General features: G+C 56.6%; 19 protein-coding genes. 7 read left to right on the plus strand and 12 right to left on the minus strand.

The genetic code is table 11. From position 1 onward, the window contains the following. Positions 1-585 precede the first annotated feature (585 nt). The 4 genes from LEP6406_RS0219095 to prfB form a co-directional block, all read right to left on the minus strand. On the minus strand, positions 586-1,041 hold the full coding sequence (locus LEP6406_RS0219095; RefSeq protein WP_008313191.1) for a diacylglycerol kinase: 456 nt from the start codon (positions 1,039-1,041) through the stop codon (positions 586-588). A gap of 122 nt (positions 1,042-1,163) precedes the next feature. After that, the gene (ybeY, locus tag LEP6406_RS0219100; protein ID WP_008313193.1) at positions 1,164-1,706 is read right to left on the minus strand and encodes an rRNA maturation RNase YbeY; all 543 of its coding nucleotides are present in this window, start codon (positions 1,704-1,706) and stop codon (positions 1,164-1,166) included. A gap of 13 nt (positions 1,707-1,719) precedes the next feature. Beyond that, positions 1,720-1,929, minus strand: coding sequence for a DUF3285 domain-containing protein (locus tag LEP6406_RS0219105; protein ID WP_027269265.1), 210 nt, complete (start codon positions 1,927-1,929; stop codon positions 1,720-1,722). A 119-nt stretch (positions 1,930-2,048) separates the two neighbouring features. After that, positions 2,049-3,171, minus strand: a protein-coding gene (gene prfB, locus LEP6406_RS0219110) for a peptide chain release factor 2 (protein ID WP_155834722.1) whose coding sequence is annotated in 2 segments (ribosomal slippage) — positions 2,049-3,098 and positions 3,100-3,171 — 1,122 coding nt in all. Because the reading frame shifts where the segments join, the coding sequence is not laid out codon by codon here. A 394-nt stretch (positions 3,172-3,565) separates the two neighbouring features. Here prfB and LEP6406_RS0219115 point away from each other — a divergent pair. After that, on the plus strand, positions 3,566-4,354 hold the full coding sequence (locus tag LEP6406_RS0219115; RefSeq protein ID WP_036031070.1) for an RNA polymerase sigma factor SigF: 789 nt from the start codon (positions 3,566-3,568) through the stop codon (positions 4,352-4,354). A gap of 174 nt (positions 4,355-4,528) precedes the next feature. Continuing rightward, on the plus strand, positions 4,529-6,190 hold the full coding sequence (locus tag LEP6406_RS0219120) for a peptide ligase PGM1-related protein (protein ID WP_317133856.1): 1,662 nt from the start codon (positions 4,529-4,531) through the stop codon (positions 6,188-6,190). Positions 6,191-6,417: 227 nt separating this feature from the next. On the opposite strand, the gene LEP6406_RS0219125 is transcribed toward LEP6406_RS0219120, so the two are convergent. After that, on the minus strand, positions 6,418-6,522 hold the full coding sequence (locus LEP6406_RS0219125; protein WP_008313203.1) for a cytochrome b6-f complex subunit PetM: 105 nt from the start codon (positions 6,520-6,522) through the stop codon (positions 6,418-6,420). A gap of 129 nt (positions 6,523-6,651) precedes the next feature. Between LEP6406_RS0219125 and LEP6406_RS0219130 the strand changes: the two genes are divergently transcribed. Together LEP6406_RS0219130 and LEP6406_RS0219135 are read left to right on the plus strand one after the other, a co-directional pair. Beyond that, positions 6,652-7,818, plus strand: coding sequence for a site-specific integrase (locus tag LEP6406_RS0219130; protein WP_008313205.1), 1,167 nt, complete (start codon positions 6,652-6,654; stop codon positions 7,816-7,818). Between the two features lie 214 nt (positions 7,819-8,032). Beyond that, positions 8,033-8,626, plus strand: coding sequence for an esterase/lipase family protein (locus tag LEP6406_RS0219135; protein WP_008313207.1), 594 nt, complete (start codon positions 8,033-8,035; stop codon positions 8,624-8,626). 60 nt (positions 8,627-8,686) lie between these two features. On the opposite strand, the gene LEP6406_RS0219140 is transcribed toward LEP6406_RS0219135, so the two are convergent. Next, positions 8,687-9,316 (minus strand): precorrin-8X methylmutase, encoded by a 630-nt coding sequence (locus tag LEP6406_RS0219140; protein WP_008313209.1) that lies wholly within the window; start codon positions 9,314-9,316, stop codon positions 8,687-8,689. Positions 9,317-9,529: 213 nt separating this feature from the next. Here LEP6406_RS0219140 and hpxO point away from each other — a divergent pair, with 213 nt between their 5' ends. Beyond that, positions 9,530-10,690 carry an FAD-dependent urate hydroxylase HpxO gene (hpxO, locus tag LEP6406_RS0219145; RefSeq protein WP_008313210.1) on the plus strand — a complete coding sequence of 387 codons (1,161 nt, stop codon included), beginning with the start codon at positions 9,530-9,532 and terminating at the stop codon, positions 10,688-10,690. Positions 10,691-10,716: 26 nt separating this feature from the next. Here the strand turns inward: hpxO and LEP6406_RS0219150 are convergent, their stop codons facing one another. Beyond that, entirely contained in the window at positions 10,717-11,685 is a 969-nt protein-coding gene (locus tag LEP6406_RS0219150) for a PRC-barrel domain-containing protein (RefSeq protein ID WP_027269267.1), read from the minus strand. 130 nt (positions 11,686-11,815) lie between these two features. After that, the gene (gene smc, locus LEP6406_RS0219155; protein WP_008313213.1) at positions 11,816-15,568 is read right to left on the minus strand and encodes a chromosome segregation protein SMC; all 3,753 of its coding nucleotides are present in this window, start codon (positions 15,566-15,568) and stop codon (positions 11,816-11,818) included. A 264-nt stretch (positions 15,569-15,832) separates the two neighbouring features. On the opposite strand from smc, the gene LEP6406_RS0219160 reads away from it, so the two are divergent. Beyond that, on the plus strand, positions 15,833-16,279 hold the full coding sequence (locus tag LEP6406_RS0219160) for a RuvC family protein (protein ID WP_008313214.1): 447 nt from the start codon (positions 15,833-15,835) through the stop codon (positions 16,277-16,279). Positions 16,280-16,367: 88 nt separating this feature from the next. Here the strand turns inward: LEP6406_RS0219160 and LEP6406_RS0219165 are convergent, their stop codons facing one another. The 3 genes from LEP6406_RS0219165 to LEP6406_RS28865 form a co-directional block, all read right to left on the minus strand. Beyond that, positions 16,368-17,378 carry an alpha/beta fold hydrolase gene (locus tag LEP6406_RS0219165; protein ID WP_008313215.1) on the minus strand — a complete coding sequence of 337 codons (1,011 nt, stop codon included), beginning with the start codon at positions 17,376-17,378 and terminating at the stop codon, positions 16,368-16,370. A gap of 49 nt (positions 17,379-17,427) precedes the next feature. After that, complete coding sequence (locus tag LEP6406_RS0219170) at positions 17,428-17,892, minus strand: RNA recognition motif domain-containing protein (RefSeq protein ID WP_008313217.1); 465 nt, start codon at positions 17,890-17,892, stop codon at positions 17,428-17,430. Positions 17,893-18,963: 1,071 nt separating this feature from the next. Further along, positions 18,964-21,588, minus strand: coding sequence for a M48 family metalloprotease (locus LEP6406_RS28865; RefSeq protein WP_008313219.1), 2,625 nt, complete (start codon positions 21,586-21,588; stop codon positions 18,964-18,966). Between the two features lie 286 nt (positions 21,589-21,874). Here LEP6406_RS28865 and LEP6406_RS0219180 point away from each other — a divergent pair, with 286 nt between their 5' ends. Further along, the gene (locus LEP6406_RS0219180) at positions 21,875-22,633 is read left to right on the plus strand and encodes a sulfite exporter TauE/SafE family protein (protein WP_008313220.1); all 759 of its coding nucleotides are present in this window, start codon (positions 21,875-21,877) and stop codon (positions 22,631-22,633) included. On the opposite strand, the gene LEP6406_RS28870 is transcribed toward LEP6406_RS0219180, so the two are convergent. Beyond that, the gene (locus LEP6406_RS28870) at positions 22,630-22,839 is read right to left on the minus strand and encodes a UPF0175 family protein (RefSeq protein WP_008313222.1); all 210 of its coding nucleotides are present in this window, start codon (positions 22,837-22,839) and stop codon (positions 22,630-22,632) included. The two genes, LEP6406_RS0219180 and LEP6406_RS28870, sit on opposite strands and share 4 nt — an antisense overlap. Between the last annotated feature and the right edge of the window lie 7 nt (positions 22,840-22,846).

Here is a 22,846-nt window from a genome sequence, read left to right on the forward strand (position 1 = left end):
GGATGGGGCTTAGGTTTTGAGGGTTTTAATGGGTTGATGGGGCGATTCTCTGCGAGACGGCAACGGCGATCTCACGCTTTCAAACCAAGTTAAGTCAAAGAATAGGGGGATAAGGGACGTGCGTCTAAATAAAGTCGTAGGGTGGGCAATGCCCACCGCTCAAACTCGCTCCCCCACCTCCAACCCCCTCCCCGAACACTCAACATTACTCACATCCCCAAAAGGCATATTGGCTTTGGTGGTAGCCCTCGCATAGCGTCAACATCGTACATTCTCCGACCCAGGGATGGTGGGCCATGCCCACCCTACAAAGAGCTTGTCCAACAAGGGTTACAGATTACTGAGGAGAAGGCTTGCTCAGTCAGGGTGGCCGAAACGATGATTAACGCCCAGTTGCGTAGGGTGCATTAGCGAAGCAATGCACCGCAGAGATGCCCCACCCAGAATAGCCATACCCTAAATTTCACCATTGACAGAGCACTAGTGCTCTGTCAATTAATGATTGACGAGTGACCGAAATCCTGGCGTTTAGTTGGGGGTAAATTTTGAGGGTCTTCGACCCGTCAAAATTTTCCTGGCGGAACACTAAGCCGAGTAAATCAATTGATACAGGGGTGGCACCAACAGACAGACCGCCACCCACACCGCCACCAGTGCCGAAATTAATACCGCCGCAGCGGCACAGTCCTTCGCAATTTTGGCGAGTTCATGATAGGTCTGCTGCACCGTCAGGTCCACCACCGCCTCTAGGGCCGTGTTGATCAACTCTAGCGTGAGCACCCCGCCACAGGTGAGACCCAATACAGCGATTTGTACAGCAGGCAGAGCCAGCCCCAAACCTAGGGCAAGGACAATCACCCCCATAGCAGTATGAATACGAAAGTTGCGCTGGGTCCGTAGGGCATAGGCGATGCCTTGACCCGCATAGCGGAAGCTCACCCAGAGATTGGTCGCGACTTGCCATGCGTAGCGGCGGTCAGCGGTGGGGCTCCCGGTAGTGGATGGGGCGGGAGACTGGGGGACATGGGGAGAGGGAGGCATAGACCTAAGACACTTTTATTCCAGGAACCCCAGAGACAGGGAGTTAGGGATGTCCCTGGGGTAATAGCAGGAGACCTGTGGGAGAGGGACTCTGAAGATCTACCACAGATGCTTTCGCTACTTTACCCTGCCTCCTGAACATAGGCTGAGGCAGTTAAGCCAAAACCCAGGGGACTGAGGAGTAACTGCTGCTGCTGCCACATGTGATGGAGTTGGGGTTCATCGGGATGATCCCACCCCAGTAGATGCAAAAATCCATGGGCCACCAACCACACAATTTCCTCCTGGAGGGTGTGGCCATGAAGTACTTGCTGGCGCTGGGCCGTCTCTAGGGAGAGCACAATATCCCCTAGGTAGAGCGCATCCTGGGCCAAAAGTTCGGCGGGGAGGGCCATGCCCGTTTCTAAGGCGGCGAAAGCCAGCACATCCGTAGGCCGATCCTGTTGGCGATAGTCGCGATTCAGCGTCTGGATTGCCTCGTCCGTAGTGATCTGGAGGGTCAGCTCGTAGCACCCAATGGGAGACAGGCTCACGTCCAGGATCTCTAGCCACTGGGTTAACCAGGGTTCCCAGTCCCAGACGGGGGCGATTGCATCTAGTTCCCCCAGGGCATCGCCCTGAAGCATGACCTCGATCTGGGGCCGACGGACTGTGGGTATCGACATTGCGATCGCGACTCTAATGGGTCAGGTAAGCTAACCCCACCAAGAGCCCGAGGAGCCCCACACTGGTGAGGCCAAAGTGAAATAGGGATTTGCCCCCTTTCCGCACCATATTTCTCATAGCCAGCTTGACGTAACTGGGGGGTGGTTCGCTGGGGGCCGTGGGGGCAGCCTCAGCGACCGCTACGGGGGGTTCAGGATTGGAATTGGCAGCAGGATCAGTCATGGTCATCACAGTAACAATCGGGATGGGGATGTAGGAGACAGAGAACAGTAGCTTTGAATTGATCCCCTAGGGGCGCGGACACTGCGCCCCATGCAGAGAGAAACAGGCCACAGAAATCCCTAGACGGTTTCAACGGTGGCCATTTGGGTGCCCTGGCGCAGGTACGCCTGGATGAAGGGCTCTAACTCACCATCCATCACCGTATCAATGGCGGTGGTCTCCTCATTGGTGCGGAGATCCTTCACCATCTGGTACGGGTGAAACACATAGTTGCGAATCTGGTTGCCCCAGGCCGCTTCTACCATGTCGCCTCGGATTTCCGCGATCGCTTGAGCCTTTTGTTCCTGGGCGATTACCATCAGCCGAGCCGTCAGCAGGGCCATGGCCTTTTCCCGGTTTTGGAGTTGCGATCGCTCCTGGGTACAGCGCACAGAGATACCCGTAGGTAGGTGGGTAATACGGACCGCCGTTTCCACCTTATTGACATTCTGCCCCCCCGCCCCGCCAGAGCGGGAGGTTTTGATCTCCAGATCCTTATCAGGGATATCCAGAGTCACCGTCCGATCCAGAATTGGCATGACCTCGACCCCAGCAAAGCTAGTCTGGCGCTTGCCATTGGAATTAAAGGGAGAAATCCGCACCAAGCGATGGGTGCCCTTCTCTGCCTTCAGGTAGCCAAAGGCATAGCGGCCTTGGATTTCCAGAGTGACGGATTTAAGTCCCGCCTCTTCCCCCTCAGAGAGTTCGACTAAGTACACCTGGTAGCCCTGGCGTTCCCCCCAGCGGGTGTACATGCGTAGTAGCATTTCCGCCCAGTCTTGGGCATCGGTGCCACCCGCCCCAGCATTGATGGAGAGGACTGCGCCATTTTTGTCGTAGGGGCCAGAGAGGAGCTGTTGCAATTCCCACTGGTCGAGGGCACGGTCCAGATCGCTGAGGGAGGTTTGGGCTTCGGCCAAGAGCGCCTCATCAGCATCCTCATCCAGCAGTTCTAGGACGGCCTCAGCATCTTCAAGCTGCCCCCACCACTGTTGTATCTGACTGAGTTGGGCCTTGTAGTCATTCAAAGACTGCATAATCCCCTGGGCCTGGGTGGGGTCATCCCACAACTCCGGCTGGGCCGCTTGCTGCTCTAGGTCGTGGATCTGGGCCTCAATGGCAGGAACGTCAAAGATAGTCCTGGGCAGAACCCAGGCGTTGGGACAGGGCAACAATATCGCGCTTGAGATCGGTCGTTTCCATTATGGTCATGGTCCTCCTCGGAACAGCCATTTGCTCAAATGACGTGAACACAACTGAGGTGTCAAGGTCTCTTTCACTGTAGAACAAACTGTAAAGCACCTGAAGATCACCAGATCGCCCTAGGGGCAGATTCCGGCCTGGAGAGATCCGGATAGAGGGAGTGGAAGCGGAATAAGCAAGAATACGCAGAGCGTCTGGAGGTATTGCGATCGCTGAAATCCTTGCTGGGCGGGCTTAAAGGACAGTTCATCCCCCAAGCCTCGGTGTATCTACGGAGGCTTGGGGGGCTACCCTCCCGGACTCCCGTAAAACAACGATGGTGACCACCGGGTTAGGGCTCGACAATGGAACCAACTTCTTGGAACATGCTGCTCTAACGCAAGGTACCCCCCCTATGGCTACCCAGACCTCCTCTATGATCCGCTCCCAAGGAATGGAACTGCTCATGGCTTACAAGCAAGAGCCCACCATTTCCCTACGCAACCGTCTGGTGCGTCTCAATGCAGGATTAGTCCGTAAGATTGCTCACCGCATCAGCCACCAATGTTCGGAGCCCTACGAGGATCTAGAGCAAATCGGTTATTTGGGCCTCATTCGGGCCATTGAACGCTTTAACCCCGGACAAGGCTGCGCCTTTAGCTCCTTTGCTGTGCCCTACATTCGGGGGGAGATGCTGCACTTTTTGCGCGATCGCGGTACCTCCGTCAAGATTCCTCGCCGTTGGCAGGATCTGCAAAAAGAAGCGCAAAAGCGACAAGGCGAACTGATTCGTGAACTGGGTCGCCAGCCTAACGACCACGAGATGGCCGATGCCCTAGCGGTATCTGTCGAAGAATGGCGCGAGGTAAAGCTAGCCAACAAAAACCGGATGCCCCTGAGCCTAGATGCCACCGTCTGCCACCAAGTAGACTCCAGCATCACCCTCGGCGACACCCTCCCCGACACCTATTACCAATGGATGCAGGGTCTAGAAGAGGATCGCCAACAACTCCAGCGGGCCATGGGGCAGCTTGAGGAGAAAACTCGCTCCGCCATCGAATTTGTCTTTTTCAAAGGGCTATCCCGCAAGGAAGTTGCTGAGCGCATTGGCGTCAGCCCCATGACAGTGACCCGCCGCATTCAGCGTGGGATTGACGAAATGGTCACCTTTCTCCACCCCCAAGCCTTTCAAACCGAGCCGTAGCCAGCCGAGTTTTGGCTAACCAAGCGGGCTCGCCCATCCAGCCCACTGCCGCTAGAACTCGCTTAAACACGCCTTTTCTGCTTCATCAGGGTGCATCGTTCCAAAGTTATTTTTGAGAGTAAGCGAAACCACGGGAAGTCATCCCGTGGTTTTTTTTGCGTTAATTAGAGAGGGTTGCTAGAGACATTGGAAAATTGGGGACGGGAAATCTACGGCATCATCGCCAGTCTGCCCAGCCCTACCGTAAAATTCCGACAGCGAACTTCTAAGGTATTGGGCGCTATGGCCACGGATATCTCGCTTTCGACAGCGGATCAGCAGGCGGCAGAATTTCAGCGACTCCAGGAGCATCTCTGCGCCCTGTGGCGTCCCTCGAATGAGTTCGACGAGCGCCACCGCCATGTCTTGGTGGTCCCTTCCCTGAGCTTGGACCAGGCCGAGCTGCAAAAAATTGCCGGGGTCCACTACTACGAAGAACGGCTGCTGTATTCCCTGATTCGTCTGCGAAATCCGCGCACGCGCTTGGTGTATGTCACTTCCCAGCCCCTACACCCCAGCATTGTGGACTATTACCTGGAACTGCTGCCGGGGATTCCCAGTTCCCATGCCCGTGAGCGTCTTACCTTTTTTGCGGCCTATGATGGCTCCCAAAAACCCCTGACCCAGAAGCTACTGGAACGGCCCCGCCTGTTGAACAAAATTCGGGCCAGCTTGGATCTTCAGTCGGCCTACATAGTGTGCTTCAACTCCACCCCCCTAGAGCGGGATCTGGCCCTGAATCTGGGGATTCCTCTCTTGGCCCTAGATCCAGCTCTGTTGCACTGGGGGACCAAAAGCGGCAGCCGCCAGATCTTCGCGGAATGTGGTGTGCCCCACCCAGATGGCACCGAACTGGTGAAGACGGCACCGGAATTGGCCGCCGTCGCCGCCGATCTCTGGGAACGGCACCCAGATTTACAGCGGATGGTAATCAAGCTCGATCAGGGGTTTTCGGGAGAGGGGAATGCCTTGCTGGATCTGCGATCGCTATCCCCTATGGCACCGGGCAACACGACCCATCGCCAACGCAGCAACCGTCTCCAAGCTGCCTTTAGGGATCTACGCTTCCAATGTGAAACCGAAACTTGGTCCCACTTTGAGCACAAGATTCACCAACTGGGGGCAATTGCAGAGGTGTTTATCGAAGGGGAACACAAAGAATCCCCTAGTGTGCAGGGACGCATTACTCCCTTAAGGGAGGTGGAAGTTTTGTCCACCCACGACCAAATTTTGGGCGGTCCCGATGGGCAGATTTTTCTAGGCTGTTCCTTTCCTGCCCAGGAAGACTATCGGCTACAAATTCAGGCTATGGGGCAGGCCGTGGGGGAGAACCTAGCCGCCAAAGGGGCTTTGGAGCGCTACGGCGTGGACTTTATCACCGTGCATCGTCCCCATAGCACCCCTAGCTGGACGATCCATGCCATTGAAATCAACCTGCGCAAGGGGGGGACGACTCATCCCTTCATGGCGTTACAACTCTTGACGGAGGGGAAATATAGCCCCCAAGACGGTCTGTTCTACACCCGCAAGGGGCAGGCAAAGTTTTACCGCGCCTCCGATAATTTACAGAAGGCCCAGTACCGGGGGCTTCTACCCAGCGATCTGATGGATATTATTGTCAGCAAACGTCTGCATTTCAACAGCGTCGAGGGGACGGGGGCGGCTTTTCATCTCATGGGCTGTCTGTCGGAATATGGCAAGCTGGGCCTCACCAGTATTGGCAATACCCCTGAACAGGCGGAGGAAATCTACCAGCGCGTTGTGGCAGCTCTGGATCAAGCCACCCCATTTGATTAGGGGCTCCGCCCTCTGATTCAGGACTCCGCCCTCTGATTCAGGACTGCCAATGCGCATCTGTGCTGCCCATAGGCGATGGTCTTTGACCAGCGACTGGCCATCGCAACCCTAGCGGTTCTCACTCGGGTTAAGTACAGACAAGGGGCTTAAGCCCCTTGTTTGCCAAAGTGTCATTAAGTTGAGGTGTGCCTCATACATTAGGGAACCGCTATATCCCCGAGGGCGATCTACTCTTCGCCCCCTTGCAGGCGCAGCATCAAAAAGCCAACGCCTAGACCCACTAGGGTTAAGGAGAAGATCAGAATCGAGATATTCAAAATTTCGCCGCCCATGGTCTGTAAAACTCCTACGCGCTTGTTCAGCCGTTTGAATAGCCATTTGAATGGCTAATGAAAAATTGCGTACTCTACGCACAGGTTATTTTACAGTTCTACGGGTTCTCCCCACACCTTTGAGTATCTATGGCCGCATCCCACCCCCTTGATGAGCAGATTCAAAAGGTCAATGGACGTTTGAAGGCAGCGCGCCTGGGGTTAGCCCTAGAGCGCCGGGGAGAAACCTTAGTCCTGCGGGGAACACTGCCTCCGCGCCCTGGAAGCAGTCGCCTGCGGCCCCACCAACAGCGCCTACCTCTGGGCTTACCCGCCACCAAGGCAGGTCTAAAGCAGGGGGAGCAGGAGGCTAAGGTCATCGCGGCCCGCCTGATTGAAAAAACCTTTGACTGGCGCAAGTACCTGCTGTTACCGGGTCAGGTCTTGGCCTCCGATGATATAGCGACCCAAATTAGGGCCTTTGAGCGCCATTACATCGCCCAACGACAGGCGATCCCCGGCCAGTCTTCAGCCTCGATCAAAACCACCTGGGACAAAGCCTATGCCCCCTACCTGCGGAAGCTCCAGGCTACCTGCGATCGCAGTGCCAGCCTCAGCCTAGCGGAGGCTATTCTCACCACCGTCAGGGATATTCCCCCCCATTCCCGCAGCCGCCAAGTTTGCTGCACCGCCCTGGATGGATTGGCTCAGTTTTTGCAGATTGACTTGCCCCCTGACTTCAAAACGCTGGCGGGAAGCTATGGCAGTCATCGCACCCAACAGCGGAAATTACCTGGGGATGATCTGATCCTGGAATGCTTTGACACCATTCCCAACCCCGCTTGGCAGTTTGTATACGGCATCATGGCCGCCTATGGTCTGCGGAACCACGAGGTTTTTTTCTGTGACTATAGTGCCCTGCGCCAGGGAGATCCGGAAGCCCCGATAGAAGTTCTGGCCACGACCAAGACGGGAGCCCATGATGTATGGCCCTTTCCCCCCGCTTGGGTCGATCGGTTGGCATTGCGCCAGGTTAACCTGCCCCAGATCCAGACGGATTTGGGGAAAACGACGCTCCAGCGCATTGGTCAACAAGTGACGCTGCAATTTCGCCGCTATGGCATTCCCTTTTCCCCCTACGATCTGCGCCACGCTTGGGCAGTGCGCACAATTTTGATGGGCCTGCCGGACACGGTGGCGGCGCGAATGATGGGCCACTCCGTCGCTATCCACAATCGCACCTACCACCGCTGGATTACTCGTCGCGATCAGCAGCAGGCGGTACGGGCGGCCCTATCCCATAACTCCCGTTCTTAAGGGCGTGAAATTAAGACGACATCCCAACACCCCATCACGGGTCACCCGGCGACAGCAGGGCGGGTTTTGAGCCTCCCATCCCAGATGCCCCGACAAATACGAGCCAAAACCGCCCCTACGGGATTTACCCCAACACCCCAATACCCCAACACCCCAACACCCCAATACCCATCACCTAGGATTTATTGATGAACCGCTCCCCAGGACTGCCCCAATGACCACAGCTCAAAACCCAGTTCGGAATCCAGTACTGCTAATCCACGGCATTGGGGATACCCAGCGCGTGTTCGACCCCATGACGACCTATTTGCGCGATCGCGGTTGGTCGGTCCACCGTCTAGATCTCGTCCCCAACAAGGGCGAACTGGGGCTGGATCAATTAGCGCTCCAACTTTGTGACTACGTTAATGCCCACCTAGCGGATCGTCCCTTTGATCTACTGGGGTTTAGCATGGGGGGCATCGTCAGCCGCTATTATGTGCAGCGCCTAGGGGGGCTGCTCAAGGTGCAGCGATTCATTACCCTATCGGCTCCCCACAACGGTACCGTGATGGGATATTTTCGGGGCCGACCAGGGGTAGTACAAATGCGTCCCGGTAGTGCGTTCCTTCGAGATCTCAACAGCACCCTGGAGGATCTGGAGCAGGTACAGTTCACCTCCCTCTGGACTCCCTACGATCTGATGATTCTGCCCGCCCACAGTTCCCGACTACCTGTGGGCACCATGGGGCAAATTCCCGCCTTGGCCCATCCCCTAATGCTGCGCGATCGCCGTTGTCTGGAAGCGGTAGCCACTGCCCTCTCTTAGGCATCTTGACTGACCGTGGACAGACGGGACGGTATCCCACGTTAGTTTGCTCTCTACTCCTTAACCAATGGCTTGGGGTTCTTTGCCATAGGCTTGCCAAGCCAAGTCAATCAAACCATTCATGACAGCTACAGCTAATACGGAATTACCCTTGCGGCCATCGATGCGGATATGGGGAATGATGCAGTCCCGTAGACGAATCTTGAGAATATCGGCATCGAGAAATCCGGCGGGGGTGGCGATCACAAGGGCGGGACGAACCTGCCCCGCTTCGATTAGGTCTACCAGGGTCTCCAGAGCGGTTTGAGATTCCCCAATGACGAAAATGCCTTCGGGATAGCGTTGGGCTAAGGTTTCAATGCCCCAGGCGGTTTTAGTTTTACCCTTTTGGGGCCGGGTGAGGGCGTCCATACTGCAATAAACAGGGTTGGCAAAGGTTCTTTGGATCTGGGGAGCAACACCAACCTGCACCATGGGCATGTCTACGATAATGGTGGTGCGGGCGGCAAGGGCGGCTGCACCAGATTGCAGCGCCTGCTTGGAAAAGCGAATCAGGGAGGCATATTCAAAGTCTGCGGTTGCGTATATCACCCGCCGTACCAGCTCATATTCGGAGGGTGTGAAGGGATGATCACCGATTTCTCGATCGATAATCCTGAGACTTTGAGCATCGCTTACGTGCCATTCCATCGGATGCCTACTGTACCTACTGTGCTACGGCGGAGCTGAGATGCCCTTCTGGTATTCACAGTATACGTTTCAATTCACTTGGGAAGAGCCCTGGAATTGGGCAGCTTCTGGTTTAAGGCGCGGTGGATTTTGGCCGGGATGGTATCGTTTGCCATCACATCTGCTGAGCCGCCTAGGGTACGGTAGCCAGTGATGTATGCAGAGGGTTGACCCGTGCAGGATTTGAAAATCGTTGTGATTGGTGCGGGCATCGGCGGATTGACAGCAGGCATTGCTTTGACTCAGGCGGGGTTTGAGGTAGAGATCTACGATCGCGTCCGGGAGTTACGGCCCGTAGGGGCTGGAATTTCTCTGTGGTCGAACGGCGTCAAGGTTTTAAATCGGTTGGGGCTGGGGCAACGGATGGCGGCCATTGGGGGGCAGATGAATCGCATGGCCTACCGAGACAAAACGGGTACGCTATTGAACGACATTGATCTGCTGCCCTTGATGGAAAAGGTGGAACAGCGCCCCTATCCCGTGGCTCGGGCCGATCTCCAAGCCATGCTGCTGGACGCTTTCCCTGGGGAAGTGCACCTGAATCACCGCTGTATTGAGGTTGAGCAAACTGGGGACGGCGTGACAGCGGTGTTTGAGAATGGTCATCGGGCTACGGGGGATCTGCTGGTGGCCGCAGATGGGGTGCGATCGCAGATCCGAGAACAAGTGCTGGGATACCAGGTTGAGCCCCAGTATGGGGGCTACGTCAACTGGAATGGCTTAGTGGCCACCAGCGAAGATCTGGCCCCAAGGGACTGCTGGGTGATCTATGTGGGGGATCATCAACGAGCCTCTTTAATGCCGGTGGGGGGGGATCGCTTTTACTTCTTTTTTGATATCCCCCTACCCAAGGGCACCCCAGCGGAGCCGGAACAGTATCGGGCCGTGCTGTCAGAGCATTTTCAAGGATGGGCAGAACCCGTACAGCGGCTGATCGAGCGCATGGATCCGACCACTGTAGCCCGTCCCGAGATCCATGATGTTGGCCCTATTGATCGCTTGGTGCGTGGGCGCGTCGTGCTATTGGGGGATGCCGCCCATGCCACCTGTCCTGATCTGGGGCAGGGGGGCTGTCAGGCCATGGAAGATGGCTTGGTGCTGGCCCAGTATCTCATGACCACCAATATGGGGTTGGCCTACGCCTTGGGCCGCTATGAGGGAGAGCGCAAGGAGCGCACCAGTGCGGTCGTAACTAAAGCCCGAAAACGGGCCGAGATGATCCACGGCAAGGATCCAGCGGTCACAGAAAAGTGGTATCGGCAATTGGCGACGGAATCGCCGACGGATGTGACAGATGCGATCGCACAGATAATCTTGGCGGGACCGCTAAGTTAGGGAGCAGATTGACCGCCAGATTGACCTCAATAATCCAATTCTTCTTCGTACTCAGTAACTTTTTTCTTTTGGGGAATATTCACCGGGGGGGCCTGATAGGGTTCAGCCCCCTCAGTCCACACATCTTCAGTCACGTCTTGATACTGAGCGTCATAGGGAGGTGCAGGGGGCTCAGTCCAATTTTCTTCCGGGGGAGTGGGCTCCTCTAGATAGGCCATTTCGGCCCGTTGGCGCTGGAGGGGCTCTACGGGGACGGGTTCAGGTTTACCCCAATCGTCTTCGCTCCAGCGTTCCTCCACCACAGGGGCGCGTTGACCCATTTGGGCGGGTCTTTGGACCTCGCGGATGGGCTCCACCGGCACCTGGACCCCAGAGGGGAGCTGATTAGCGGTAGATACGGGCATGATGTACTCGCTGCCATCGTCACGCTCCCAGGGAGCACGGCCAATACCAAGGCGTTCTAGAATGCCGACGCTCAACTGCACTAACTTCTCTTCCGCCCCCTCAAAGACGATCAGTCGATCGGGGCCGCTGCTGACGATTTCATCCACCGGTAGCTCATAGGTACTGATTACCTGATCGGGGATCTGGGCCAGACCAAAGGAGGCGATCACAATGGACTCCAGTTTGCCCGTGATCACGTCAAATTTAAAATCCCGGACCCGCCCTAGCATCTCCCCAGATTCCGTGATGACCTCAGAGTTCGTGAGCTTACTGTAGGGGGCAAGACTAACGTTGTCCTCCAGAGCGGTGTCATCATCCACCAAGATCACGTCGCCGATCTGGCGAATGCTGCTCAAGAGCATGGTCTGCTCGGTCCCCGTCATCACCCCCGGTAGGATCGTGTCCCGCAGCCCCAAGGCCACAATTTCCCCCCGATCGACATCCACCCAAACTTGGCTAACGACCCCGAGGCGCTTTCCAGTGCTGCGGGTGATTACCTGGGTGCCCAAAAAATCGGAGCGTTGACGAAATTGATCGTAGGAGGAGGTCATGGCCCGGTCCAAAAAAATCAGCAATGGAGCTGTGGGGATTGGGAATTGTTTGAGAACGCCGCGAATCCAAGGAATGATTCTACCGAAGAACTCCGATCCTAACAGATCAATATAGCCCGACATGACAGCCTTACATGGAGGCGCTTTGGGGTTCTAAGGTAATGCCCAAGACCTGGGTGTAGGCTCCTCGGGCTTGGGTAACGCCGATGGTGCGCTGGGCGGCCTCGATCATCGGTCGCCGCAAACTGACCACAATGAACTGTGCCTGCTGGGCTTGGTGCTTAATCATTTTCGACAGGCGCTCTACGTTGGCCCCGTCTAGGAACATGTCTACCTCGTCAAAGGCATAGAAGGGGGAAGGGCGATAGCGCTGAAGGGCAAAGATGAAGCTGAGGGCGGTGAGGGATTTTTCGCCTCCGGACATGGAGGCAAGGCGGCGTACAGGTTTGCCCTTGGGGTGAGCGACGAGGTTTAAGCCGCCGTTGAAGGGATCCTGAGGATCGTCGAGCTGGAGATAGCCGTCGCCATCGGAAAGTTGGGCAAAGATGGCCTTAAAGTTTTCATTGACTGCCTCGAAGGATTCCTGGAAGGCGGTGCGACGCAGGGTGGTGAAGTTTTCAATCCGCAGTAGCAATTCGGTGCGTTCCTCCTCAAGGGTGGAAAGTTTCTGGGAAAGTTCTTCGAGCCGTTCCTGAGTGCGGTTGTATTCCTCTAGGGCCAGCATGTTGACCGGCTCCAGGGCCTCTAGGCGGCGCTGGAGCGATCGCAGTTGCTGTCGTACCCCCTCTAGGTCTACATCGTCGGGGATGTCCGGTCGGGGATCCGGCAGGTCTGCGGACTGGGTGGACAGATCCGCCTCCAGGGTGAGCAGATGCTGCCGCTGCTCTGTGACAGTTTCCAGGGCTTTTTGCCGTTGCCAGGTAAGTTGCTGGTGCTGGGTTTGCTGCTCTCGCAGGTGATGCTCGACGCGATCTCGCTCCGTTTTCTCCGCCGCGAGGGTTTGATCCAGGGCCGTTAGGGCGCTGCGGGTTTGGGCAATATGGGTAGCCAGCCCAGTTCGCTGCTGGTGTAGGGCGTGGCGCTGGGCTTCCTGCTGCCCCTGGCGTTGCTGGTGGGTAGCAATGTCGCTCTGACCCCGCTGAATATCGGTTTCCAGTCGTTCTCGGCGGGACTGCACCTCTTGGAGGCGACGCTCCGCCGCTTGGAGAGTAGCTTGGCGATCGTTGAGGTCCGTTTCCAGAGACTGCACCGCCTGCTGAGCCTGCTGCCATTCACTATGAGTCTGGGACTGCTCTAATTCCGCCAGGGCCGCCCGCTGGGTCTGGAGATCCGCTTCTTGGGTCGGGAGGGCAGCAGCCAATTCCGCAAGGCGGGTTTGGGCCGTGGTGAGTTCCTGCTGGTATTGAGCCAATCGGGTTTCTCCCTGGGCGCGCTGGACCTGGAGTTGGCGCTGTTGGCGCTGTTGTTGCTCCCCCTGGAGTTGGCGTTCCCGGTGCTGCTGACGAGCTTCGATCAGGGCTTGTCCCGTCTCCTTCACCGTGGCAGTGGCAGTAGCGATACGCTGTTCACAGCGGGTCAGAATTTGATCCAGTTCCCCCAACCGCTGCCGCAGGGCGATGGCCTCCTCCGATTCCCCCGCCTCCATAGTGCCGAAGTGAAGGCTACCCCGGTGCTTGCTCATGCTGCCCCCAGTCATGGCCCCACTGGTTTCCAGTAGCTCTCCCTCTAGGGTGACCATCCGCATTTGGCCTAGATGCGATCGCGCCGCCGCCAGGGTTTCAAAGACCGCCGTGCCGCCAAAGACAAAGGCAAAGACCCGCCGATAGCGATCCTCACAGTCGATCAGGTCCACCGCATAGCCCACCAGACCATCAGGACGCTTCCACTCCGGAATGGGGGTGAACTGAGGCACCCGCACCTTGTTCAAGGGTAGGAAGGTAGCCCGCCCCGCCTGCCGCCGCTTCAATAAATCAATGCCCTGGGAAGCTACTCGATCGTCCTCAACCACCAAATAGCCCAGCCGCCCCCCCGCCGCAATTTCCAAAGCCCGTTGAAAACGGGGATCTACCCGTCCTAATTGAGCTACAAGGCCACAAATGCCTGATAGGCCACTGTCCAAGAGAACTTGGGTGGCCTGGGTGCCTTGGCTTTCCCGCAGGGCTTGGGTCTGGGCTTCTAAGCGATCCAGTTGCCGCTGCTTGTCCCGCTGCTCCTGGGTTAGGCGCTGATGGGTCTCCCGTTGGAGCTGCAATTCCGCTTCCGCCTGGGCCACGACTTGGGCTAGTTCCTGGATCCGGACCTCGGTAGCAGCGGGATCTGCCTCAGCGGTATTTTCTGGGTTGAGGGGAGCCATTTCGGCAGTTAGAGTCTGGAGGGATGTCTGTAGTTCTTGAATTTGCTGGGTGAGTTGGCTGACCCGCTCCTGAAGACGAACCTGCTCCGTTCGCTGGGGTTCCAAGGTAGTGAGGAGAGCTTCGATCTGGCGACGGCGGCGGGTTTGTTCCTCGACCCAAGCTTGGGAGGCACTAGCAATTTCGCTGGTGGCATTACGCTTTTCCGTCAGAGCCATCTGGGCCGCTGTCTGGGCTTGCCGCAGGGCCACCAGTTCTCCCTGGGTCAACACGGTCAGTTCTTCCGTCAGAAGGGCCAGGGTTTGACGTTGCTCTTGCAATGTGATCTGGGCCTGTCGCAACTGGGCTGCTGTGGCCTGTTGTTCCCCCGTAAGAGTTTGCACCTGGCGATCCAGTTGGCGCAGTTCTGCCTCTTGGGTGGCGACCTGGGATTGTAGGGCTAGATGCTCATCTTCCCCCAGGGCCTTGACCCGAGCATTGAGGCTATCAAGGCTTTGGCGGCTGGCTTCCAGGGTGGCGGTGAGGGTTTGAATCTCCTGCTCTAGGGTGGCAGCAGTTTGGGTTTCCCGTTGGATCTGCTGACCTACCGCCTCCACTTGGCGCTGCTGGGCCTGCCAGATTCGCACCGCTTCCCATTGGGTCCGAAGGTGAAATTCTTCCTTGAGGCGTTGGTATTTTTCTGCCTTGAGACGATCCTGAGCGAGGCGATCGCGTTGGACAATCAGCTCCTTTTCCACAATGCGAAAGCGTTCTTCCCGTTCTCGAACGACCTCTAACTTTTCCCGAGCCTGGTTGATTTTGCGGTCAAAGGAGGCCACCCCAGCCATTTCATCAATAATTTCTCGCCGCTCTCGCGAGTTCATGGAGATGATGCTGGTTACGTCTCCCTGGAGTACGACGTTGTAGCCTTCGGGGTAAATGCGAAAGCGCTGGAGCTGTTCGTGCAGTTCCGTTAGAGTGCAGGGTTCACTATTGATGTAATAGTTGGAGGTATAGGTGCCCTGACTGGTGACTCGCAGTCGCCGGGTGACGCGCCACTCCCGAGGGGTGGTGGGCAAAGCGACCACCTTGGGATCACCACTGTCCTGGGTATTACTCGGGAAAGACGGAGCAGAACTGCGATGGCCCCCTTGGGCAGATCCCTGACCATCATGCTTTTCGGATGCAGCCCCATTCCCATCACCTCCATTGCCATCAGCATCAACAGACCCCAAAGACTCCGCTGATGGCTCTGCTTCATCCTCATTGATCAGCAATTCCGGGGGGACATCGCTGATGTCAAAGGTGACGGTGACCAGAGCTTCGGCGGTGGAGCGACGACCGATGTGGCTCTGGTTGACGAGGTCCGGCAGGCGATCGGCCCGCATTCCCTTAGAACTAGCCAGTCCTAGGGCAAACAGTAGGGCATCCAGAATGTTGGACTTCCCCGAGCCATTCGGCCCGGAAATCACAGTAAACCCATGCAGTAGAGGCACTTCTGCCGTACCGCCAAAGGATTTGAAGTGGGACAGCTCAACGCACTTGATATGCACAGATTAGGGGTGCCCCAGGACACAAAACGCATGTACTACAAAGGGTATCACTAATTTTTCGATTCCTCCAAGGAAATACACTGGAGAAGAGATTTAAATCTCACACCCTTGGCCCAAAAGCATCGCCTCAGTGTACTCACAGGTGGGGTGAAATGCTACTGGATGAAGGTGTTTCAGTTAAATTTCGGTATTAAATCGGTATTAGATCCGAGACGCAACCAAGTGTACGTCAGCGAAAACAATGCCTTTTGCCTAATCTAGAGGATGATTAATGTTGTGATATCTCCCGCCGCCAATCTCTCCCAACCCATTATTCTGGGCTTTGATCCAGGACGGCAAAAATGCGGCATGGCGGTTATGGGCCTAGACCGGATTGTGCGCCATCAGGCGGTGGTGCCTTCGCCAGAAGCCCTAGAGACCATTGCGGTCCTGCGGCGAGACTATCCCATTTCCCTGATTGTGATGGGGGATCAGACGACGGCGGTGGAGTGGAAAACGCGCCTGGGTACCCTGGAGGAGCCCCTGAGAGTGATATTGGTGGATGAGCGCTACACCAGTCTGGAGGCCCGCGATCGCTATTGGCAGATGTACCCCCCTCAGGGCTGGCGTCGCTTGCTACCCCAGGGACTACGGACCCCACCCCGCCCCGTTGACGACATTGTGGCCATCTTACTGATCGAGCGCTATCTGAAGCGGCTGACGGGAACCTGAGGCCGTTTCTCCTAAAGTCCTACAAAGTCAAAGTCCTAAACTCCCCCGTGGGTTCCGCTGCGCTACACCCACGCTACGAAGAGATTACCTAACCAGAGGCCAAACATTCCTGCACAGCGGTGCGAATGAAGGCTTCATCGGTGGGGTTTTGGTAGGGATTTCCCGCTCGGTGACCCCAAATGGAGGGAATGGGGCGGTAGGTGGCATGGGGAATCTGGGCGGCTTCGGCAGCGCAGTCGGCGGGGGTAAAATATAAATCCGTTGCGGCGGGCATGACCCAAGTCTGGGCCTGAATAGAGTGCAGTGCCCGATCATAGTCCCCCTGGTAGCAGGGGTTCTGGCCCAAATCGCAGTACAGCCAAGTATCAATCATAGCCAACAGGTTATGGGGATCCCGCCTCCGGTAGCTAGCTTCCCAGGCCCGCAGCAGGTAGTCCTCTAAATCCTTGTAGCCCAGGGACAGATATAGTCGCTCCCGGTAGTAGGGCTGGGAGGCGGCCCAACTAGCGTAGATGCGGGCAAAGGCACGAAAGCCGCGATCGGGCACCGATTCAAAGCGCCGCCCATTCCAGGCTGGGTCGGCGGTCAGGGCCGTGCGTAGGCTTTGGAGAAAAATGCTGTTGTGTTCGGTGGTGCGGGCGGTGCCGCAGAGGGCCACGATGCGATCTACCCGATCGGGGTGCAGGGCTCCCCAGTGGTATGCCTGCTGGGCTCCCATAGACCAGCCATACACTAGGGCAAGACGTTCAATCCCAAACACCTCCCGCAGTAAGGCATCCTGAGCCCGCACATTATCCCAGTGGGTAAACCAGAAGCCATCCTCCACCAGCCCACAGTCCTCGTCATTACTGGGAGAACTGGATAGCCCGTTGCCGAACATGTTGGGAATGACGATAAACCACTGGCTGGGATCCAAAATTCGCCCAGGACCAATCAGCCAGTCAATGTCGCTGTGCTGGGCTCCGTAGGAGGTGGGGTAGAGAATGACGTTAGCACCGTCTGGGGCCAGTTCCCCATAGGTCTGATACACTACCCGTGCTTCTGGCAGCACTAGGCCACATTGCAGAGCAAAATCCTTCAGGAGGAAGGTTTGAGCCATGGCCATAACCTAGTACCGCAAGCAACAGGATGAGATCTCGTCTGATGACCTAGGACGAGGTAGTTTGAGCCGCTAGTAATTCCTTCAGTTTGGCCAGATCCTGAGCCCAACGGGGATCGGGTTGGGCAACCTCTGCATCCCCCAAGGATCCCTTACCACCACTACCCTTGCTAGCTCCACTGCCACTGCCTCCCTTCCCTTTGCGTCGGGCTGGGGTGACCGTTGCTGTCGGAGCGCTTTCGCCAGCCTCTTCCTTTGTCTTGCTGCGGGGCAATGCCTTTTCTACCTTGAGTTCACTTTCTTCTAGGCTAAAGCCGTTGAATTTTTCAACGATGACATCAGCCTGCTCATCCGTTTTAACGGTAACGAACCCAAAACCGCGACATTTGCCCGTTTTGCGATCGGAAATTAGCTTGACGGAAATAATTTCCTCTGTATGCTCCGAGAAAACGGATTCCAAAGATTCCCGTTCAATTTCCTTTGGGAGATTGCCAACATAAATCCGTACAGACATAACTAGATACCTCTAACTAACTAGTGGTGTATTAAACGTCGGTTTAATCTTTCAAAAACCAGATTGGAGTTAACAAGCCCTGGCCCATGGGTTGAAGATTCATGTCCTACCGAAAAGGGCATATTCACAACAATCTAGTCAATCTGCGTGATGGGGGTTACTGGGGGACAACCGCGCCCATAGACTCAGCTCCGAAATGTAGACCCTATAAATAGACATGCTTTTTATAGGGTTATGGGCTGGTGCCAAGAATACGCCCCTTAGTCTGCTGCGCTTAGGTTCAATCTAAAATTGGAACCATTCATTAAATTAACACGTACGCTCCAACCCAATCGGGATTCGGGGGAAATTCTCCATCATGACTACCGCTCGTGCCCCTAACCCTTGACAATACCCCCTTTCCCCTGAGTAGGGATCGTTGACAGTATTAATGGGAGATTGGAATGACCATAAAAAACCAGCCAACCCTGGGGTTGACTGGCACAACTTGCTGTGTTGAGAGTAGGAGAACCGGATACCTAATACCCTTGAGGGCCGAGTGACTGAACTGAACCTGCTGTTGTCAGCCACGTTTAGGCGCACTGGAACTTCTTGTAAAGGATTGTAACGCAGCCGCCCAGAAACTGCAATGTTTCTTTACCTGATGCCTGTACCTAGGGACTGGGGACAATCAAAGCCAGATTCCTGGTTGTGGGACGGTTACAGTCCCTAGTACTGGCCCTAGTACTGGGCGGCGCAAATACTCTGACCGTTTCATCGTGGTACACCTCGGCCCCTCACCCTAACCCTCTCCCACGGGGAGAGGGGACCGGAAAATGTTGAGCTGTTGAGCTGGCGTGACAATAGTAGACTGATTTACGCCCTGCGGTACTAGCTTGATTCCGTAGAGCGGGCGTGGTCATGCCGGCCCCGCAAGTTTCCTCGTTGGACATCAACGTCAGCCGAGACAATATTGGCTCCGAGGAATTCAGGAGTTAGGGGCCAGAATTCAGTACTCTCCTGGCTCCTAACTCCTACCCACGAGATTTGTCTCGCTTTGAGTTGATACCCTCCGCCTTAATTCCCTAGGCCCTAGCCTCCTCGGAGCAGAATGAGAAGTCCCCAGGTGCAACTGGTGAGGCCGATGACTACGGACCAGATGGGATGGTTGGACCGTACCGCAGGCTTTCCAGGACGAATGAAACGATCTACATCTAGCCAGGGATCTGCCCCTCGACGCAGCCAGCCCGATGCAGTGACGACCTGCCCCACGAGGCCGCTGGGGTGGCCGGGGTGGATAAGGAGGTTGCCGAAGGCCCCGAGGCTGGACAAAAAGTGTACCTTGATCATGCCTTGAGGGGTCTGGAGCCAAAAATCTTGGCAGAGCCAGTTGGCCATGCCAAGACGGCCTAGGAGCTTGCCCTGGAGCTGGATGGGAATACTGTCTGTGGGTAGGGCCATGGGGTTTTTGAGCGGTTGGTCAAGGGGGACGTTCTTGAGGCTGCTGGCGGGGGTAATGTCGGGAAAATATCGGTTGAGGCGCAGAAAAATACCGATGCCCAGCCCCAAGTACAGGCTGCCCACCAGAATGCTGCGATCGCCGTAAAACCAGCTAATCTGCCAGACTCCAAGGGGATTCACTAATCCCCCCACAAACCATAGAACCAAGGCCATCGTGGCTCCGATCAGTGGTCCCAGGTAGGGGCTGATTTGCAGCAGAAAGGGGAGCCAATAGGTCATGAAGTCTGACCGCGATCGCAGTTGTCGTTTAATAGGGCTATTGACCAAGGGCATCTCCGGTTCTAGCCCCCATTGACGGGCATAGCGGCTGAGGGTGACGATGCGATCGCCTAGGGGAGGATGGGCGCTGTTGAGGGCGAGCCAGTGGCGGTAGGAATTTTGCCAATCCCACCCCAACACCTGGGGGAGATTGGTATGGGGATACAGGCTACCTGGGGTAAGGCCATGGCGGTACCCCAGGGGAGTAAGGATATCTACGCTTTCTACGAGGGGAGAGGTGTGTCCCACCGTGGCCATTGCTTCAGCCGTACCTACGGCCATTTTGACTAAGGCGCGTACTAGCGCGTTGGGATTGCCAGTCCATTCCACGGCCAGTCGATCGCTGCTGGTAACCCGAAGGCGGACCAGCGCCAAGGACGGTTTTCGCAGTAGCCAGTAGAGGCCGTAGGCTAGGGCAGAGAGTCCCGCCGCTGCGACTCGCAAGGGTTGAAAGGATTGGCGATCACCCCAGATACTGAGTTGCCAATAGGCTTGGTATACCCCCTGCAAGATCAGCCCCAAGAGGGACATCAGGGGTAGGGTCCACTGAACCATATGGGCGAGTTCTTGGCCGTAGAGGGTGGCGAGTTCTGCGTCCTCTAGACGGTTGAGTAGTCCTTGGCTGACCACAATACGAGTGTTTCTCGGTAACCAACCATAGCTAAAGATCAGGGGCGTCTCTAGGGGCAGCGATCGCAGATTGGGCAAAACCCATCCCCGCTGTTGACAAATCCGCCGCATGAGGCGAACCGCCTCTGGGTGGCTCTCCTTGAGGGATTGGGTGGACAGATGGGTTTGGCCATAGACCCGTGCCAGGATCCAGTCCAGAATCCAGGGAGCAGCCAGGAGTAGGGCTCCTAGAACCACTGCGAGACTGGGCGTATGATTCCGATAGATCCAGAACTCCATACGGGGCATGGGAAATAGCCAGTCTAGAAGGCGCAGCAGGCTGTTGGTCAGCTCTAAACCCCGGTACAGTAGCCAGCGCACTAGCACAAAGGTCAGGAGCAATGTCGCCGCTTGGGCCAGCCATAATACCCAGGGTTGGGTGGGCTGGTTCAGGGACCGCAATGTTTCTAGGCGTTCGGCGTTGCCCAGTTGCCAGGGTAGGCTGTCTGTCTTGACTGTTACTACTGCCGTTGGGGCTAGACTCTCCGGCACCGATGCCCTAGGGGCAGGGGCAGAGCGGGTGTTTCCCCTATCTTCCCTGGCTTCAGTGTCCCTAGAGCCAGGGCTACCCAGAGCCCGATCGGCGGTAGGGGCTGGGAGCCGTTCATCCCCTTGATTCAAGGTTTGGTAATGGAACAGGGAAGCCCCTATCGGGGCAGTTTCGGGGGGTGGGAGATGGGTCTCTGAGTCCCCGTCCGTGCCTAGGGCTGATGGTGCAGGATCTACGGTGGATGGCGGCTGTTGTGGAGGTAGGGAAACGGGGCCTGAGCTAGCCACATCAGGCGTCTCTGGGGCGACTATCTCGGATGTAAGGGGTGTGAATCCAGGGGTCTGGGACGGGATGGGGGTCGGTGTCAGGGGGCGAAAGCCTGTGGCATCGGCGGTCTTCCCATCGTTAGTTGCCGGGGCCGGAGGAGTCTCTGTCAGGGGTCGGAATCCACTGGCCTCGGTGGTGGGGACACCGGCGGATTTCGGTGTGGGCAGCGATGCCAGTTCCGCTAATAGTTTCTCTGCCCATTGACGCACCTGGGGTTGTTTATTCTGACGGAGTTCTTGGCAACGTGCGATCGCAGTAGTTATGTCCCCCAGTCCCAAATGGGCACGCACTAGAGCCATTTCCGCCTTGAGGCGTTGGGGAGTGGAGGCGTTGCCGTGGTGAGGCAGGGGGGAAAGAATTGCGATCGCGGCGGCGTAGTCTTGCCGCTTCAGGGCTGTTAACCCTGACTGGAGGAGGACTTCAGGAGAGGAGGAAGGAGGGGGGGAGGCCATGAACCTTTATCGGCAACGCTGAACCTACAGGGTACGCAAATTCATTCCTCTTGCGATCATCCCCATGGTACTTGGTGAAATTCCTGGCTCTGGACCTTAAAACCCCTTGTGATGGGATCCATCTCAGGGGAGGGAATTGATCCAAGCACGTAGGGATCGGCGGGTGAGAAAGTTGACGGAGGACGAACTGCATCTGCGAGTTATCCCGGCACGCAGGGACCGGGGCACCGCCTACACTAAATAAAGCAATGTAACGGCATTCCAGTTCCAGTCTGAGCACACCACCATGACGGTCCTCATCTTGGCAGGGGTTAGTTTTCTGGCCTGGTTCCTCAGTATGTTAGCGGGGGGCGGTAGCCCCATTGTCTTAATTCCCGTCATCACGCTGTTGCTGGGATCCCAGGCCGTCGCCCCGGTGATTACCACCGGGCTGCTGGTGGGCAATACCCAGCGCAGTCTGTTCTTCTGGCGAGATATTGACTGGCAGGTCACGGCTTGGTACGCTCCCGGCGCGATCGCAGGAGCCCTGTTGGGAGCCTATGCCTTTACCCATATTCATTTGGAGTGGCTTCAGGGGTTTCTGGCCTTGGCGTTGCTGTTGATGGTGGCGAATTTTTGGCTCAACCGTTGGCTTAGTCGTCAACTCTGGCAGGTGTCTATCCAGGCTTGGCATTTTCTGCCCTACGCCTTTTTGAATGCGATCGCATCTGCCCTCGTAGGCAGCACCGGACCGATCATGAATCCCCTCTACCTGGGCTACGGCCTGGAAAAGGAGGCTATGATCGCCACCAAGTCCGCCAACAAAGCCTTTCTCCATCTGGTTAAACTCTTGAGTTACCTGACCCTTGGGGTACTAGATACCTCCCACCTCGGGTATGGGCTGGTAATCGGCCTAGCCGCCATCCCAGCCAACTGGCTTGGCAAACAGGTGCTGGCCCGCATGAGCAATGACCAGTTCCGTCAAGCGGTCTTTACCTTCATCGCCGTCAGTGGGGTATTGATGCTGTGGCAGCAGCGCACCTGGATCCCAGCCTGGGGCGTTTAATCATAGCAGGGTGGCTCAGCCTGCTCTTGCGCTAGAAAGGGGTAGGTCTGCCAGCGGGAGTCAAACCCCAGCAGTTGGCCCACCTTCCCAGCGCCAATGTTGCCTTTGCAGTAGGCTTCGATCGCCAGTAGTTCCAGAAATCGACGGGTCAGGGTTTCTCGGTTCTCGGCGAGATGGATAGCAATGCGATTCTCACTCCACAGCACGTAACGT

This window comes from Leptolyngbya sp. PCC 6406, assembly GCF_000332095.2.
Classification (GTDB): Bacteria; Cyanobacteriota; Cyanobacteriia; order Phormidesmidales; family Phormidesmidaceae; genus PCC-6406.

Coding starts and splice junctions, on each gene's coding strand:
- LEP6406_RS0219165 (WP_008313215.1), bottom strand. CDS start 17,378: ATGGCTCAAACCTTCCTCCTGAAGGATTTTGCTCTGCAATGTGGCCTA.
- ybeY (WP_008313193.1), bottom strand. CDS start 1,706: ATGTCGATACCCACAGTCCGTCGGCCCCAGATCGAGGTCATGCTTCAG.
- LEP6406_RS0219170 (WP_008313217.1), bottom strand. CDS start 17,892: ATGTCTGTACGGATTTATGTTGGCAATCTCCCAAAGGAAATTGAACGG.
- LEP6406_RS0219150 (WP_027269267.1), bottom strand. CDS start 11,685: ATGACCTCCTCCTACGATCAATTTCGTCAACGCTCCGATTTTTTGGGC.
- LEP6406_RS28865 (WP_008313219.1), bottom strand. CDS start 21,588: ATGGCCTCCCCCCCTCCTTCCTCCTCTCCTGAAGTCCTCCTCCAGTCA.
- LEP6406_RS0219105 (WP_027269265.1), bottom strand. CDS start 1,929: ATGACTGATCCTGCTGCCAATTCCAATCCTGAACCCCCCGTAGCGGTC.
- LEP6406_RS0219140 (WP_008313209.1), bottom strand. CDS start 9,316: ATGGAATGGCACGTAAGCGATGCTCAAAGTCTCAGGATTATCGATCGA.
- LEP6406_RS0219180 (WP_008313220.1), top strand. CDS start 21,875: ATGACGGTCCTCATCTTGGCAGGGGTTAGTTTTCTGGCCTGGTTCCTC.
- LEP6406_RS0219130 (WP_008313205.1), top strand. CDS start 6,652: ATGGCCGCATCCCACCCCCTTGATGAGCAGATTCAAAAGGTCAATGGA.
- LEP6406_RS0219135 (WP_008313207.1), top strand. CDS start 8,033: ATGACCACAGCTCAAAACCCAGTTCGGAATCCAGTACTGCTAATCCAC.
- LEP6406_RS0219095 (WP_008313191.1), bottom strand. CDS start 1,041: ATGCCTCCCTCTCCCCATGTCCCCCAGTCTCCCGCCCCATCCACTACC.
- LEP6406_RS0219115 (WP_036031070.1), top strand. CDS start 3,566: ATGGCTACCCAGACCTCCTCTATGATCCGCTCCCAAGGAATGGAACTG.
- LEP6406_RS0219160 (WP_008313214.1), top strand. CDS start 15,833: ATGATTAATGTTGTGATATCTCCCGCCGCCAATCTCTCCCAACCCATT.
- LEP6406_RS0219125 (WP_008313203.1), bottom strand. CDS start 6,522: ATGGGCGGCGAAATTTTGAATATCTCGATTCTGATCTTCTCCTTAACC.